The organism is Halomonas sp. 25-S5 (assembly GCF_029889845.1).
In the GTDB taxonomy this organism is placed as follows: Bacteria; Pseudomonadota; Gammaproteobacteria; order Pseudomonadales; family Halomonadaceae; genus Halomonas.
The window spans coordinates 79,265-94,128 of the sequence record NZ_JARANV010000005.1 but is presented as its reverse complement, the minus strand read 5'-3'; the positions used below and the strand labels follow the sequence as shown (position 1 = coordinate 94,128).

Here is a 14,864-nt window from a genome sequence, read left to right as displayed (position 1 = left end):
TCCCTGCTCATCCGTGGTGGATCGCGACGGTCTTGATGCGAGTGTAGCTGCGCAGCCCCTCGAAGCCCTTTTCGCGACCATGGCCGGAGCGACCGACGCCACCGAACGGCAGCTCGATGCCACCGGCGGCCCCATAGTTGTTGACGAACACCTGGCCGCTGCGCACGCCCTTGGCCAGGCGCAGCTGGCGACCGCCGTCGCGGGTCCAGATACCGGCACAGAGGCCAAAGTCGGTGCCATTGGCCAGTGCCAGGGCCTCGGCCTCGTCGTCGAAGACCTGCACCGCCAGGACGGGACCGAACAGCTCCTCGCGCAGCACCTCGTGACCGGCGGGGATATCGACCAGCAGCCGCGGCACCACGTAGTGGCCGCCGGCTGGCGCCCCCTCCGCCAGGCGCCCGCGGGCCAGGGTGCGAATGCCGTCGGCGCGGGCCGCCTCCAGGCGGGCCTCCAGCCTGGCCTTCTGGCGGGCGTTGATCAGCGGACCGCAGTCGGCGTCCGCTTCGCCGGCGTCGCAGCGCAGGAGCTCGAAGCGCTCGGCCAGGCGCCCCAGCACCTCATCGGCCACCTCGCGCTGCACCAGCAGCCGACTGCCCGCGGAGCAGGTCTGGCCGGCGTTCTGGATGATGCCGCGAACCACGAAGGGCAGCGCCGCCTCCAGGTCCGCATCGGCGAAGAGGAGCTGCGGCGACTTGCCGCCCAGCTCCATGGTGACCGGGACATGGTGGACCGCCGCGGCCTGGGCCACCCGGGTGCCGGTTTCCGGGGAACCGGTGAAGGAGAGATGGTCGATGGCCGGGTGCGCCGACAGCGCGGCACCGGCTTCGCTGCCAAGGCCGGGCACGACGTTGAGCACGCCCGCCGGCAGGCCGTTCTCCACGGCCAGCTCGGCCAGGCGCAGCACGCTCAGGCAGGCATCTTCGGCGGGCTTGAGCACTACGGTATTGCCGGCCGCCAGGGCCGCGGCGACGCAGCGACCGAAGATCTGCGCGGGGTAGTTCCAGGGAATGATCTGCCCACAGACCCCATAGGGTTCGCGCCAGGTCATCACCGCGAAGTCGTTCTCGAAGGGGATCGTCTCCCCGTGCAGCTTGTCGGCCGCGCCACCGTAGAAGCGGAAGTAGCGGGCACAGGCGGTGATGTCGCCGCGTGCCTGGGACATCGGCTTGCCGGTATCCACACACTCGAGGGCGGTGAGCCGTTCGTGATCGGCCTCGATGGCCGTGGCGAAGGCCAGCAGCCACTCGCTGCGCCGGCGGGCGCTCCAGTCCGACCAGTCCCCCAGACGGCCGGCGAAGGCGTCACCGGCCGCCTTGACGGCCTCGTCGATCTCCTCGGCCTGGCCGCGGGCAATCCGCGTGATGGTCTCGCCCCGCGCGGGCGCCTCGACCGCCAGGGTCTCGCCGGTGGCGACCCATTCACCGCCAATCAGGGCCTCGCGGCGGGACATCTCGGGTAATGCAGGCATGGGGTGGCCTCCGTGTCAGGCGTGTTGTCATCGTCGTTGGCGTCAGTAGAGCAGGTCGACCAGCCCCAGCGAGATCCAGGGCAGGTAGGTAATCGCGATCAGGCAGGCCAGCACCACCAGCACGAAGCGCATCAGCCAGGGCAGCAGCTGGTCGACCGAGAGCTTCGCCACGGCGCAGGCGGCGAAGAGGTTCACGCCCAGGGGCGGGGTGAACATGCCCAGCGCCAGGTTGACCACGACGATCAGGCCGAAGTGCACCGGGTCGATGCCGTACTGGATGGCGATGGGGGTGAAGATCGGCGCCAGCACCAGGATCGCCGCCGACGTCTCGATGAACATCCCCACGATCAACAGCATCACGTTGACCGCCAGCAGGAAGGCGATGGGGCTGTCGAAGACCTCGGTCACCCAGCCGGCCACCTCGCCGGGCAGTCCCGAGCGGCTGATCAGGAAGCTGAACAGCGCCGCCGCGGCGATGATCAGCATCACCGCCGTGGTCGAGATCACGCTCTGCTTGAAGATGGGCAGCAGCTCGGCCAGGGGCAGCTCGCGGTAGATCAGTCCGCCCACGATCAGCGCATAGACCACCGCCACGGCAGAGGCCTCGGTGGGCGTGAACACGCCGCCGTAGATGCCACCGATGACCACCACTGGCATCAGCATTGCCAGCCAGGCGCGCTTGAAGGCCGTAGGAAAGTCGTGGCGGTCCTCGCGGTCACGCAGGCCATAACCGCGCACCTTGCAGAACAGGTAGAGGAACAGCAGCAGGGCGCCGCCGATCAACAGGCCCGGCCCGATGCCGGCGATGAACAGCTTGCCGATCGAGGTGTCGGTGCTCACCCCGTAGAGAATCAACGGGATGGAGGGCGGGATCAGCACCCCCAACTCGGCCGAGGAGGCCTGGATGGAGGCCGCCAGCGGGCGCGGGTAGTCGTGCTTGACCATGGCGGGGATCAAAATCGAGCCGATGGCGAAGGTGGTCGCCACGCTGGAGCCCGATACCGCGGCGAACATCATGCAGGTCAGCACGCAGGTCATGGCCAGGCCGCCCTGCAACCCTCCCACCAGCGACTTGGCGAGGTCCACCAGGCGCCGCGAGATCCCGCCGGCGGCCATCAGGTTGCCGGCCAGGATGAAGAACGGAATCGCCATGAGGGGAAAGTTGTCGATGCCCACGAACATCTGCTGGGGCACCAATAACAGCGGCAGACGCGAGAAAAACTCGATGCCGATGATCGAGGCCAGCACGATCGAGACGGCAATGGGCACCCCCAGGCTGAACAGGATGATCAGCGAGAGTCCGATGGCGGCATTCATGGGCGTTCACTCCTGTCGTTGGGCTTGCCGGGGGCAACCGCATCCCGGGAGGGGCTGGCGGTCAACGGCCCCGCGCCCTCGCCAGCCACCGCCGCCGCCGCGGATGCTGGCAGGTCCTCCTCCACGACCGGGCCGATGGTCTCCTGGCCGGTGGCCTGGGCGAGCAGGCGGGCGACCACCGCGATCAGCGCGAAGCTGGCGCCCACCGGCATGGCGGCATAGGCCCAGGCAATCGATACCTCGAGACCCGACAGCATCTGGCTCTGCACGCGCAGCATCATGGCGGTGCCGAAGGTGATCAGCACGACCAGCACCACGGCGCAGCACACGGCGATAAAGGCCTCCAGCCAGACCAGGTGACGCCCCGGTATCAGCTTGTAGATGACCTCCACGGACATCATGAAGCCGCCCCGGAAGCCTGCCGCGGCGCCCAGGAAGACACACCAGATCATGGCCGAACGGGAGATGACCTCGGACCAGGTCGAGGGGGCATCGAAGACGAATCGCGTCATCACCTGGTAGAAGCCCAGGGCGACCGAGACGATCAGCATGAGGACCGCGCCGAGCAGGGCCAGACGGGTGGTCTGGCGCTCGACGCTGAGAAAGAGTTGCAGCATCGTGGCCACCATCAGTGAATCAGGGCCCCGGCCCCCAGGGGGGCCGGGGAATCGGTTCAGCGGATCAGCAGTCGCTGGCGCGCACGCGGTCGAGCATCTCGCTGCCGTACTGGTCGGTGTAGATCTGGTAGGCCGGCTTGACGGCTTCCTGGAACGGCGCCTTGTCGATGTCCGTTTCAACGGTCATGCCCTTCTCGCGCAGCAGCTCCACGCCGTCACGCTCGAGACGCGACACTTCCTCGCGGGTGGCCGCGGCGGAGGCCTCGGCGGCCTGCTCGAACCAGCCACGCTGCTCCTCGGAGAGCCCGTCGAGCAGGATCGGGGAGCCCAGCACTGCTGCCGGCGAATAGACATGGCCGGTCAGCGAGAGGTAATCCTGCACTTCCCAGAACTTGGTGGCGACGATCACCGTGATGGGGTTCTCCTGGCCGTCTACGGTGCCCTGTTGCAAGGCGGTGAACACCTCGGGGAACGCCATCGGGGTGGGATGCACGCCCATCTGCTCGAAGGCCTCCATGTGCACCTTGTTCTCCATGGTGCGCACCTTGAGGCCCTCGGCATCGGCCGGTGTCTTGACCGGCCGCTTGCTGTTGGTCATGTGGCGGAAGCCGTTCTCCGACCAGGCCAGGCCCACCAGGTCGTGCTCGCTCATCTTGTCGAGCAGGTCCTGGCCGATTTCACCGTCCAGCACGCAGCGCGCCTGATCATAGTCCTTGAACAGGAACGGCAGGTCGAGCACATAGGTCTGCGGCACGAAGTTGCCCAGCGGGCCGGTGGAGGTGATCACCACGTCCACGGTGCCGATCTGCAGGCCCTCGATCATGGCGCGTTCGCCGCCGAGGGCGCCCGAGGGATGTTCCACGACCTCGAACTCGCCGTCACTGAGGCGCTCGAGCGTCTCCTTGAAGGCATCGGCCCCGACCGAGTAGTGGGAGCTGTCGGAGAGGGTGTGGCCCAGGTTGATGGTCTGTGCCGCCTGGGCGCTGAGGGCCCCCATGGCGAGCACGGCGGTAGTGGCACCGGTGATGGCAGTAACCAGGGTGCGGCGTGCGAAAGTGGCTTTCATTGTTGTCACCTCGATTGGCATTGACACGCTTGGGAAATATCCCGGGGACGGACCCCGGGATCAGGCACGCTCGTCCAGGAAGGCCTCGACGATCTCGTGGAAGTCATGATCACTCTGGAAGCCCAACTGGCGGGCTCGTTTATTAGTGAATCGCGCCGGCCAGCTGCCGACGATGGCCTCGATGGGCGCATCGGGCTCGTGGCGGACCCGGGCCAGCGCCTCCTCGCCGGCCACCTCGCGCAGCGTCTCGAGCATCTCGGCGACGCTCACCGTGATGCCCGGTAGCATGAAGGCCCGGAAGGGGCCCAGGACGTCGCCGGGGATCTCGGCGCCATGGATCAGGGCATCGACCACCTTGGCCGGCGACATCACGAACAGGTCCAGGTCGGTGGGTACCGGACAGACAGCCTCTTCGCCATTGAGCGGTTCGCGCAGGATGCTGGAGGCGAAGCTCGAGGCCGCGGCATTGGGACGGCCGGGGCGAATGACGATGGTCGGCAGGCGCAGCACCAGCCCATCGACGAGGCCGCGACGGCTGTAGTCGTTGACCAGCAGTTCACTCATGGCCTTCTGGGCGCCATAGGAGTTCTGGGGGTGCAGCGCGGTCATGTCGTCGAGGACCTCCGGCAGGTCGCCGCCGTAGGCCGCCACGGAGCTGGCCATGATCAAACGGGTAGCGGACAGGCCCTGGGCACGGCAACCCTCGAGCAGGGCGCGTGTGGCATCGAAGTTGACCCGCATGCCCAGGTCGAAATCCGCCTCGGCCGCCGAGCTGACCACCGCGGCGAGGTGGTAGATGACGTCGGGCTGGGCCTTCAGTACCGGGTCCAGGGCTCCCGGCATGGTGATATCCAGCGCCACAGACACCACGTCGACGGCCTCCTGATCGATGGCGGGAGGCTCGGTCTGGTCGATCAGCGTCAGGCGTTGGATCGCGGCACCATTGAGCTCCCCGCGTTCGAGGAGTTGGGCAACGAGGCGCTGGCCGAGAAAGCCGGCGGCGCCGGTGATCGCTATGTGCATGGTGGTCTCGCTTACAATTGTCTGTTGTCGATGATGAAGCGGGGCGTGAGCACGACCGGCTCAGCTCAGAAGCCCGTAAGGCCTGCCCCAGCCCAGGCCGTCGCGGGTGCCCTGGGCCGGCCGGTACTCGCAGCCGACCCAGTCCCTATAGCCCAGGGCCGCGAGGCGTTCGAGCACCGCCGGGTAATGCACCTCGCCGATGTCCGGCTCGTGGCGCTGCGGCACGCCGGCGATCTGCACGTGGCCGATATGGGGCAGGAGCCGCTCGAGATGGCGGATCAGGTCGCCTTCCATGATCTGGCAATGGTAGAGGTCGAACTGCAGGCGCAGATTGTCGGCACCCACGGCCTCGAGCACCGCTAGCGCCTGGTCCTGACGGGACAGGAAGTACCCCGGCATATCACGGGTGTTGATCGGCTCGATCAGCAGGTCCCGTCCGGCCTTGGCCGCCTCACGAGCGGCAAAGCGCAGGTTGTCGATATAGGTGGCGTGATGCGCCGCGCGGGCTTCGGTCTGAGTTCGGGCATCGACGCCCTCCGGCAGCAGCCCGGCCATGGCATGCACGCGCGGGCAGTCCAGGGCCTCGGCGTAGCGCAGCCCCTCGACCACGGAATCGCGGAACTCCGCCTCGCGGCCCGGCAGGCTGGCGAGCCCCCGCTCCCCCGCCTCCCAGTCACCGGGCGGCAGGTTGAACAGCACCTGCTCGACGCCCGACGCACGCAGCGCCTCGGCGAGGCTCTCCGGCGCGTGGGCATAGGGAAACAGGTACTCGACCCCCGTGAAGCCAGCATCGGCGGCCGCGGCGAAGCGGTCGAGGAAGGCATGCTCGGTGAACAGCATGCTGAGGTTGGCGGCCAGTCGGATCATCGTCGGTTTCCTGTTTGCATCGGGTCAGCTGCGGGGGAAACGGGCCTCGAGCTCGGCCACCTGTTCCGGTGTCAGGGCGCGAGGATTTCGTCCGTGCAGCAGCAGATAGAGCTTGGCGGTCTCCTCCAGCTCCTCGGTGGCATAGACCGCGGCCTCCAGCGACTTGCCGGCGACCACCGGGCCGTGGTTGGCCAGCAGCACCGCGCTGTGTTTCCCCGCCAGCCCGCGCACGGCATCGCCCAGGCTCGGGTCGCCTGGAATGTGGTAGGGCACCAGCGGCAGGCGGCCCACCCGCATCACGTAGTAGGCGGTCAGCGGCGGGATGCAGTCGCAGGGATCCACGTCGGGCAGGCAGGACACGGCCACCGAATGGGTGGAGTGGAGGTGCACGATGGCGCCGGACTGGGGACGCTCCTCGTACATCGCCGTGTGCAGGAAATGCTCCTTGGTCGGCTTGTCACCGTCGAGCAGCCGGCCGTCCCGGTCCAGGCGCGAGATGCGTGCCGGGTCGAGGCGTCCCAGACAGGCATTGGTGGGGGTCATCAGCCAGCCGCCATCCTCGAGGCGCACGCTGATGTTGCCGCTGGAACCCATGGTCAGCCCACGATCGAACAGCGACTGGCCAAGCGTGCTGATCTGCTCGCGTAGCGCATTGATGGCGTGAGCGCTCATGGCAGCACCTCGAAGGCTCGAGTAAAGAAGTCACGGCCACCGAAGTTGCCCGACTTGAGGGCCAGGGACAGTGGGGCCTCGCGGCCTGCCAGCGGCGCCTGGGTCCAGGGCACGCCGGGGTCGATCTGGTCGCCGATGCGTAGCATGTCGATGCCCAGCGTCGACACCACGGCACCGGAGCTCTCGCCCCCGGCCACCACCAACCGGCCCACGCCTTCGGCAACCAGGGTGCTGGCCAGCCGCCCCAGAGCCTGTTCGACCAGCTCGCCGGCGCGTTCGACGCCCAGCGCCGCCTGGGCGGCCTTGACCCGCTCCGGGTCGGCGGAGGCATAGACCAGCACCGGACCGCCATCGGCGAGACGCTCGCGGGCGAAGGCCAGGGCCGCCTCCAGGTGGGCATCGCCTTCGGCGAGCTCGAGCGGATCCAGGGCGAAGCCCCGGGGATGTTCGAGAGAGTAGCGTTCGAGGAAATGATCGACCTGGCCGAGCGTGGCCCGCGAACAGCTCCCCGAGAGCACCAGGGCGCTGCCCGTCGCCGGGGCGAGGCGGCCGGGCTCGGCGACCTCGGCCAGCCAGCCCCGGCGCCGGTACTGCGCCGGCAGCGCCTGGCCGAGCCCGGAGCCGCCGGTGACCAGCGGCAGGTCGACCACGGCCTCGGCGATCACCTCGAGGTCCTGCTCATCGAGGGTGTCGCAGATCGCATGGCGCACGCCCTGTTCCGCCAGGGACCGAAGATGGACGCGCGTGGCCTCGGCGCCGCGGGCCAACACCGGCCGCGCCGCCAGGCCCACCGCATGGGGTGTCTGGCGACCCAGTACGCGCACCAGGTCGGCGTCGTGCATGGGATTCAAGGGATGGTGCTGCATGCCACTGTCGTTGAGCAGGCGATCGCCGACGAAGAGATGGCCCTGGTAGACGGTGCGGCCATTGATCGGAAAGGCCGGGACCATCACCGTCTGGGCACTCCCCGACCGCTCCAGGAGGGCGTCGGCGACTGGGCCGATATTGCCGGCGTCGGTGGAATCGAAGGTCGAGCAGTACTTGAAGAATATCTGTCTGGCGCCTTGGGCCCGCAACCACACCTGCGCCGCCAGGGACTCCGTCACGGCTTCCCCTGCCGGGCAGGAGCGAGATTTCAGCGCCACCACCACCGCATCGACATCATCCAGCGCCAGCTCTCCTTCCGGCACCCCGATCACCTGTAGGCAACGCATGCCGCTGCGCACCAGGTTGTTGGCCAGGTCGGTGGCCCCGGTGAAGTCATCGGCGATGGCGCCCAGCACGATTGTCATGGTCACGCCTCCCCGGGATCGTTGGCGGCCTCGGGCAGCGTGATGCCCGACAGGCGCTCGTAGACCTTGATCACGGCCGCGTCATCCTCGCGGCCGAAGCCGGCACCCTTGGCCGCCGTGAACTGCTGCAGGGCAGATGACGCCACCGGGGTCGGCAGGGCCAGCTCGCGGCCGGTGTCGTGGACGATGTTGAGGTCCTTGACGAAGATGTCGACGGCGGACAGCGGCGTATAGTCGCCCTTGAGGATATGCGGCACCCGGTTCTCGAACATCCAGGAGTTGCCCGCCGAATGGGTGATCACCTCATAGACGGTGTCCGGGTCCAGCCCCATGCGGATGCCCAGCGCCATGGCCTCGGCGGCGGTGGCGATGTGCACGCCGGCCAGCAGCTGGTTGACCAGCTTCATGCTCGACCCGACACCCACCTCGTCACCCAGCCGATAGACGGTGGCGGCCATGCCGTCGAGGGCCGGAGCGGCCTTGTCGAAGGCTGCCGGCGTGCCCGAGGCCATCACCGACAGCTGCCCGGCCCGCGCCTTGGCGGCCCCGCCGCTGATCGGCGCGTCGAGCATCTCGAGCCCGGCCTCGGCCAGCCGCGCGCCGAGCCGGCGGGCGATGCTGGGGGCCACCGTAGCGCACTGCAGCACCACGTTACCCGGGGCGAGAGCGCCCACCAGGCCCTGGTCACCGAACAGCACTTGCTCGACCTGATCGGCATTGACGACCACCAGCAGCACGATGTCGCAGTGAGCGGCCAGTTCCGCGGGGGTGGCGGCGCCGCGGCCTCCCTTGGCCTCGAAGGCTTGGCGTGCCTGGGCCGACACGTCGCAGCCTGTCACCGCCAGACCCTGTTCGAGCAGTGCGGTAGCCGTGCCCATGCCCATGGCTCCTAGACCGATGACCCCGATGCGAGGCGTGCTTGCGGAAATGTCGCTCACCTTTCGATCTCCCGATGGTCGCGTGATTTGCTGTGTGCTGTGATTCACGGTGGTAGCGCTACCATGTTAGCGCTAACATAGTTCTAGACGAGTGACTTCCCGGCAGCAAGCCTAGTGTGCAAGGATGAGACCAATGTCTAACTCGAACGCAGGCCCGCGACGGCGGCGAGGTTCCGATCAGCCCACTCTGAAGCAGGTGGCTGATGCGGCCGGCGTCTCTCCGATTACCGTGTCCCGCGCCCTGAACACGCCGGAGCGGGTCAACGAGGAGACCCGAAAGCGGGTCCTCGAGGCCGTCGACCAGGTGGGCTACGTGCCCAACCTCGTCGCCGGCAGCCTGGCATCCGCCAGCTCCCGCTTCATCGCGGTAATCGTGCCGTCGCTGGCCAACGCGGTGTTCATCGAGGTGATCCGCGGCCTGCAGGAGACCTTCGAGGCCCGCGGCTACCAGATCCTGCTCGGCAACACCGACTACGACCTGGACCGCGAGTATCAGCTGGTGCGCACCTTCCTGGGCTGGTCCTGCTCGGCGTTGGTCACGGCAGGACTGCGTCACAGCGACGCCTGTCTCGGCCTGCTCGGGCACTGGGACAAGCCGATCATGGAAGTGATGGAACTGGGCGAGGCCCTGGACCTCAATGTCGGCCTCGACCACCAGGAGGCGGGGCGCTGCATGGCCCGCCACCTGCTGGCGCGGGGGCACCGCTCGATCGTCTATGTGGGGGCCTGCCTGGACAGGGACTACCGTGCCGGCATGCGCTTCGCGGGACATCGCGAGGTGCTCGAGGCGGCCTGCCTGGACGCCCCCCTCATCGAACTCGATCGGCTGGGCAGCCTGGAGGCGGGTGCCGCCGGACTCGACCAGGTGCTGGGCGGCTTTCCCGGGGCCCGGGCCATCCACTTCGCCAACGATGACCTGGCGACCGGCGCCCTGCTGCATGCACAGCGCCTCGGCCTGCGGGTCCCCGGGGACATCGCCATCGCCGGTTTCAATGGCCTGACGCTGGGCCAGCACGTCACGCCCCGGCTGACCACCATCCAGTCACCCCGCGAGACCATGGGTCGACTGGCGGCCGAGCAGGTCCTGAGACGACTGGATCACCAGCCGGTGACGCAACGGCAGCAGGATGTGGGCTTCACGCTCATGGTCGGCCAGAGTACCTGAGACCGGGAGAGTGAAAGAGGTGACACGCCATCCGCCGGCCGACGCGGCTTTCCCCCTTTCCGGTCCGGCGGTACCAACTCGTGACGATAATCCCGTCAGGGAGAACGGCTATCGCTCGAAGATCACGGTGCGTCTTGCATGCAAGAAGCGTTCGGCGTGGCGGTCGTCGAAGGACTGCTGCTCGGTGATGTAGCAGCGGTTCTCCTTGAGGAAGCGGGTGACCACGTCCACGGTGCCCAACCGGCTGGGACACTGGGCCGTGAGGATCCATGTATCGGCACTCATATCGACACCATGATTCATGGGGCTCATGGGATGTCTCCTGACGAAGCAGGCCGGGGCGGGCCCCGGCCTGGAAACGCATGTGAGGGAAAAGCCCGGGATCAGCGCTCGACGCCGAGGCAGAACTCCTCGCCGGCATCCAGCAACCAGCGATAGGTGTAGTCGGCGAAGCTGCGGCGCACCACCAGCTCCCAGCACTGCTCGTCGGGGCGACGCAGGATCACCGTGGCCTTGGCGAAGACCGTGGTAACGGCCTTGCCGACCGGGAAGTGACTGGGGTGAACATCGTAGACCACCGACTTCATCAACAGCTCCCGGGCGGACTCGCCCTCGAGCTCGACCAGGGTCTGTCCGCCGCTGACGTTGCTGATGGCGAAGTGAGCGTCGCCCAGCGCCTCGCGCAGCCGATTCTCCAGCGCGGCCTCCTCGCCGCCGGGCACGATCAGCAGCCACTCGTCGGGGGAGAGCCACTGGATCGAGCGCTCGCCCGCCGCATCGCGGGTGAGCCCCTGGGGCTCACCGGGCAGCGGGACACCGAGCACCGCGCGGACCGCCTCATCGAGGACGATGGCCCCGCCACGCAGGACCAGGTGACCGAGGAAGGGCCGCTCGCGCAGCACCACGCGGCTCTCGCCAGTGGGGGCCGGGGCCCCCGTGCGACGATAGGCATAGGCCAGCGGCGATTTCACCGGGATCTTGGCCTCGGTACGGGTATCGAAGGTCCTGACGTTGGCGATGACGGGATCAGACATTCTGGCGCTCTCCCTTGGGATCGACGAAGATCGGGCTGACGATGTCGGCCTCATGGACCTGGCCGTCGGCCATGGGCAGATAGACGGTCTCGCCCATCTTCTGCTGGCCGCCCTTGACCACGGCGAGGGCGAAACCGCTGTCCAGGGTCGGGCTGTAGTAGCTGGAGGTCACATGGCCCGCCATGGGCATGGGGATAGAGTGGTTCGGGTCGAAGACGATCTGGGCGCCCTCCTCCAGCACCACCTTGGGGTCCCTGGGTTTCAGGCCCACCAGCTGCTTGCGGTCGGGGCGCTTGGTGTCGGGGCGAGACAGGGCCCGCTTGCCGATCCAGGAACACGGCTTGTCATACCCTACGCACCATTGCATACCCAGATCCTCCGGGGTCACCGAGCCGTCAGTCTCCTGGCCGGTGATGATGAAGCCCTTCTCGGCCCGCAGCACGTGCATGGTCTCGGTTCCGTAAGGCGTCAGGCCGTAGCGGTCGCCATTGGCAAACAGCGCCTCCCAGACGTGCATGGCATAGTTGGCCTGGACGTTGATCTCGTAGGCGAGCTCACCGGTAAAGGAGATGCGGAACACCCGTGCCGGGACGCCGGCCACCACGCCCTCGCGCCAATCCATGAACGTGAAGCTGTCGCGGTCCAGGTCCATGTCGGTGATCTCGGCCAGCAGCCTGCGGGCCTCGGGGCCGGTGACGGTCATGGTCGCCCAGTGGTCGGTCACCGAGGTGAAAGTGACCTGCAGTTCCGGCCACTCGGTCTGGTGCCACAGTTCCAGCCACTCCAGCACGCCGGCCGCTCCGCCGGTGGTAGTGGTCATCAGGAAGTGATTATCGGCCAGGCAGCTGGTGGTGCCGTCATCGAAGACCATGCCATCGTCCTTGCACATCAGCCCGTAGCGTACGCGCCCGGGCGCCAGCTGAGCCCACTTGTTGGTGTAGACCCGCCCGAGAAACTCGCGGGCATCCGGCCCTTGGATGTCGATCTTGCCGAGCGTGGAGGCGTCGAGGATGCCGACGGCCTCGCGCACCGCACGGCACTCCCGCGCCACCGCCTCCGCCATACTCTCGCGTTCGCCGCCGACGTCGCCGCGGCGTTCTTGTGGAAAGTACCAGGGGCGCTTCCACTGGCCGACGTCCTCGAACTCGGCGCCGTGCGCTACGTGCCACGGATGCAGGGCGGTATGACGCTCGGGCTCGAACAGCTCGCGGCAGTGGCGGCCGACGATGGCGCCGAAGGTCACCGGCGTGTAGTTGGGGCGGAACACCGTGGTGCCCACCTCGGGGATCGACTTGCCCAGGCAGCGGGCGGCGATGGCCATGCCGTTGATATTGCCGAGCTTGCCCTGGTCGGTGCCGAAGCCCATGGCGGTGTAGCGCTTGACGTGCTCGATGGATTCGAAGCCCTCGCGGGTCGCCAGCTCGACGGCCGCCGCGGTGACGTCGTTCTGCAGGTCGACGAACTGCTTGGGCGCGCGCAGGGTCGGCTTTACGTGGGGGACCTGATACAGCGCCATCGCCGCGCCGTCGCGGCGTGTCGCGACCCGTGGAAGGGCCACGGCGCCCTCCGGGAAACCGAGCTCCGCTGCGGCCTCATGCCCTGCCCGGGCACCCTCCTCCAGCACCTCGCCGGTTGGGTAGGTGCCCATGGCCCCGCCGGCGGCGCTCACCCCCTTCACCAGACCGGGCACGAAGCCCAGGAGATCGTCACGCCAGGTAGGCCGCGCGCCGGTGTGCGACGCCAGGTGGATCACCGGGCTGTAACCACCGGAGCTGCCAATGGTGTCGCAGGCCAGTGTCTCCATCTCCCCGGTGACACGAAATGCCTCCAGGTCGACGCGCGCCACCCGCGCCGCGCTGACCCGGGCATCGCCCCTGGCCTCGATCACCGCACTTCCGGTGATGATGCGGATGCCCTTGGCGCGGGCCTGCTCGACCAGCTCACCGTCGGGCTCGGCCCGGGCATCGACGATGGCCACCACCTCGCGGCCGCTCTCCGCCCAGTCCAGTGCGGCACGGTAGGCATGGTCGTTGCTGGTAGAGAGCACCAACTTCCGGCCCGGCACCACGCCGTAGCGGCGGATATAGGTGGAGACGGCGCCGGCCACCAGGTTGCCCGGCACGTCGTTGTTGGCGTAGACCAGCGGGCGCTCGTGGGCCCCGGTGGCGAGGATCACCCGGCCGGCGCGCACGCGGTGCAGGCGCGAACGCACCTGGCGCCACCCGCCCTTGCGTGGGGCGGTCTCGCCGAGATGCTCGGTGCGCCGCTCGTGCAGGGTGACGAAATGGTGGTCGTGATAGCCATTGGCCGTGGTCCGCGGCAGCAGGGTGACATTGTCCCTCTCGCCCAGCACCTTGAGCGCCTCGGCGACCCAGGCACCGGCGGGCCGGCCATCGAGGGTCTCGTGACTGTCGAGCAGCGAGCCGCCCATCTCCTCCTGCTCGTCGCAGAGGATCACCCGAACACCACTGCGCGCCGCGGCCAGGGCCGCGGCCAGCCCCGCCGGGCCGGCACCGACCACCAGCACGTCACAGTGCTGGTGCAGATGATCGTAGCTGTCCGGGTCGCGCTCCATGGGGCTGCGCCCCAGCCCCGCGCCCTTGCGGATGATCTTCTCGTAGGTCATCCACAGGGAGGCCGGGGCCATGAAGGTCTTGTAGTAGAACCCCGGCGGCATGAAGGTGCCGCCCAGCTTGCCGACCAGGCTCATCATATCGCGCTGTACATTGGGCCAGCCGTTGGTGCTGCATGCCTCCAGCCCCTCGAAGAGCGCCTGCTGGGTGGCCCGCACATTGGGCACCTGTGCCGCTTCGATACTACCCAGCTGGACCAGCGCATTGGGCTCCTCGGCGCCGGCGGCCACCACGCCTCGCGGCCGGGAGTACTTGAAGCTGCGGTTGACGATGTCGACGCCGTTGGCCAGCAACGCCGAGGCCAGAGTGTCGCCGGCATGACCCTGATAGCGCTTACCATTGAAGCTGAAGCCCAGCTTGCAGGAGCGGTCGATGCGCCCGCCCTGGCCGAGACGATGGGGTTGGCTCATGCGTGGACTCCTGCCTTGAGCGGTGCTTGCGCTTCCCGCGTTGCATCCTGGGGGCGCCGACCGTCGGGATATTCGGCGGTGAACGACGGCTGCTCGCCGATCCGATAGGTCTCCAGGATCTCGTAGGTCACCGTATTGCGCGTGATATTGAAGAACTTGCGGCAGCCCACGGCATGCACCCAGAGCTCATGGTGGATACCGCGGGGGTTGTCACGGAAGAACAGGTAGTCGCCCCATTCCTCGTCGCTGCAGGCCTCCGGGTCGGCGGGACGCTGGAGGTGCGCCTGGCCCTTGGCATGAAACTCTTCTTCCTCGCGGTGTTCGCCGCAGTAGGGGCAATGGATATGGAACATGGTGATCTC

13 protein-coding genes and 1 pseudogene are annotated in these 14,864 nt (G+C 68.0%); 1 reads left to right on the top strand and 13 read right to left on the bottom strand.

Annotated elements, in window-relative coordinates:
* Window positions 1–7 precede the first annotated feature (7 nt).
* The 9 genes from OP498_RS05785 to ltnD all read right to left on the bottom strand — a co-directional run bounded on the left by OP498_RS05785 (window position 8) and on the right by ltnD (window position 9,260).
* Entirely contained in the window at window positions 8–1,468 is a 1,461-nt protein-coding gene (locus OP498_RS05785) for an aldehyde dehydrogenase family protein (protein WP_280552909.1), read from the bottom strand.
* Window positions 1,469–1,510: 42 nt separating this feature from the next.
* Window positions 1,511–2,785 (bottom strand): TRAP transporter large permease, encoded by a 1,275-nt coding sequence (locus tag OP498_RS05780; protein ID WP_280552908.1) that lies wholly within the window; start codon window positions 2,783–2,785, stop codon window positions 1,511–1,513.
* Window positions 2,782–3,402 (bottom strand): TRAP transporter small permease, encoded by a 621-nt coding sequence (locus OP498_RS05775; protein ID WP_280552907.1) that lies wholly within the window; start codon window positions 3,400–3,402, stop codon window positions 2,782–2,784. The genes OP498_RS05780 and OP498_RS05775 overlap by 4 nt, the downstream gene beginning before the upstream one ends.
* Before the next feature lie 64 nt (window positions 3,403–3,466).
* Window positions 3,467–4,468: a TRAP transporter substrate-binding protein gene (locus OP498_RS05770; protein WP_280546864.1), complete on the bottom strand. Its 1,002-nt coding sequence runs from the start codon at window positions 4,466–4,468 to the stop codon at window positions 3,467–3,469.
* A 60-nt stretch (window positions 4,469–4,528) separates the two neighbouring features.
* The gene (gene denD / locus OP498_RS05765) at window positions 4,529–5,491 is read right to left on the bottom strand and encodes a D-erythronate dehydrogenase (RefSeq protein WP_280552906.1); all 963 of its coding nucleotides are present in this window, start codon (window positions 5,489–5,491) and stop codon (window positions 4,529–4,531) included.
* Window positions 5,492–5,551: 60 nt separating this feature from the next.
* Entirely contained in the window at window positions 5,552–6,358 is an 807-nt protein-coding gene (gene otnI / locus OP498_RS05760) for a 2-oxo-tetronate isomerase (protein ID WP_280546860.1), read from the bottom strand.
* Window positions 6,359–6,382: 24 nt separating this feature from the next.
* Window positions 6,383–7,030 carry a 3-oxo-tetronate 4-phosphate decarboxylase gene (otnC, locus tag OP498_RS05755; RefSeq protein ID WP_280546858.1) on the bottom strand — a complete coding sequence of 216 codons (648 nt, stop codon included), beginning with the start codon at window positions 7,028–7,030 and terminating at the stop codon, window positions 6,383–6,385.
* The gene (otnK, locus tag OP498_RS05750; protein WP_280552905.1) at window positions 7,027–8,322 is read right to left on the bottom strand and encodes a 3-oxo-tetronate kinase; all 1,296 of its coding nucleotides are present in this window, start codon (window positions 8,320–8,322) and stop codon (window positions 7,027–7,029) included. The genes otnC and otnK overlap by 4 nt, the downstream gene beginning before the upstream one ends.
* 2 nt (window positions 8,323–8,324) lie before the next feature.
* Window positions 8,325–9,260, bottom strand: a complete 936-nt coding sequence (gene ltnD / locus OP498_RS05745) for an L-threonate dehydrogenase (RefSeq protein WP_280552904.1) — start codon at window positions 9,258–9,260, stop codon at window positions 8,325–8,327.
* Window positions 9,261–9,384: 124 nt separating this feature from the next.
* On the opposite strand from ltnD, the gene OP498_RS05740 reads away from it, so the two are divergent.
* Entirely contained in the window at window positions 9,385–10,425 is a 1,041-nt protein-coding gene (locus tag OP498_RS05740) for a LacI family DNA-binding transcriptional regulator (protein ID WP_348533475.1), read from the top strand.
* Window positions 10,426–10,569: 144 nt separating this feature from the next.
* Here the strand turns inward: OP498_RS05740 and OP498_RS05735 are convergent.
* The 4 genes and pseudogenes from OP498_RS05735 to OP498_RS05720 form a co-directional block, all read right to left on the bottom strand.
* Window positions 10,570–10,728, bottom strand: a pseudogene (locus OP498_RS05735) (formyltetrahydrofolate deformylase); the annotation flags it as partial.
* An 80-nt stretch (window positions 10,729–10,808) separates the two neighbouring features.
* Window positions 10,809–11,459, bottom strand: a complete 651-nt coding sequence (gene soxG, locus OP498_RS05730) for a sarcosine oxidase subunit gamma family protein (RefSeq protein WP_280552902.1) — start codon at window positions 11,457–11,459, stop codon at window positions 10,809–10,811.
* The gene (locus tag OP498_RS05725; RefSeq protein WP_280552901.1) at window positions 11,452–14,502 is read right to left on the bottom strand and encodes a sarcosine oxidase subunit alpha family protein; all 3,051 of its coding nucleotides are present in this window, start codon (window positions 14,500–14,502) and stop codon (window positions 11,452–11,454) included. The genes soxG and OP498_RS05725 overlap by 8 nt, the downstream gene beginning before the upstream one ends.
* Window positions 14,499–14,855 (bottom strand): sarcosine oxidase subunit delta, encoded by a 357-nt coding sequence (locus tag OP498_RS05720; RefSeq protein ID WP_280546849.1) that lies wholly within the window; start codon window positions 14,853–14,855, stop codon window positions 14,499–14,501. The genes OP498_RS05725 and OP498_RS05720 overlap by 4 nt, the downstream gene beginning before the upstream one ends.
* Between the last annotated feature and the right edge of the window lie 9 nt (window positions 14,856–14,864).

Excerpts from the sequence above, each read along its gene's own strand:
- OP498_RS05785 (WP_280552909.1), bottom strand. The coding sequence starts at position 1,468 with ATGCCTGCATTACCCGAGATGTCCCGCCGCGAGGCCCTGATTGGCGGT.
- OP498_RS05780 (WP_280552908.1), bottom strand. The coding sequence starts at position 2,785 with ATGAATGCCGCCATCGGACTCTCGCTGATCATCCTGTTCAGCCTGGGG.
- OP498_RS05775 (WP_280552907.1), bottom strand. The coding sequence starts at position 3,402 with ATGCTGCAACTCTTTCTCAGCGTCGAGCGCCAGACCACCCGTCTGGCC.
- OP498_RS05770 (WP_280546864.1), bottom strand. The coding sequence starts at position 4,468 with ATGAAAGCCACTTTCGCACGCCGCACCCTGGTTACTGCCATCACCGGT.
- denD (WP_280552906.1), bottom strand. The coding sequence starts at position 5,491 with ATGCACATAGCGATCACCGGCGCCGCCGGCTTTCTCGGCCAGCGCCTC.
- otnI (WP_280546860.1), bottom strand. The coding sequence starts at position 6,358 with ATGATCCGACTGGCCGCCAACCTCAGCATGCTGTTCACCGAGCATGCC.
- otnC (WP_280546858.1), bottom strand. The coding sequence starts at position 7,030 with ATGAGCGCTCACGCCATCAATGCGCTACGCGAGCAGATCAGCACGCTT.
- otnK (WP_280552905.1), bottom strand. The coding sequence starts at position 8,322 with ATGACAATCGTGCTGGGCGCCATCGCCGATGACTTCACCGGGGCCACC.
- OP498_RS05740 (WP_348533475.1), top strand. The coding sequence starts at position 9,385 with ATGAGACCAATGTCTAACTCGAACGCAGGCCCGCGACGGCGGCGAGGT.
- soxG (WP_280552902.1), bottom strand. The coding sequence starts at position 11,459 with ATGTCTGATCCCGTCATCGCCAACGTCAGGACCTTCGATACCCGTACC.
- OP498_RS05725 (WP_280552901.1), bottom strand. The coding sequence starts at position 14,502 with ATGAGCCAACCCCATCGTCTCGGCCAGGGCGGGCGCATCGACCGCTCC.
- OP498_RS05720 (WP_280546849.1), bottom strand. The coding sequence starts at position 14,855 with ATGTTCCATATCCATTGCCCCTACTGCGGCGAACACCGCGAGGAAGAA.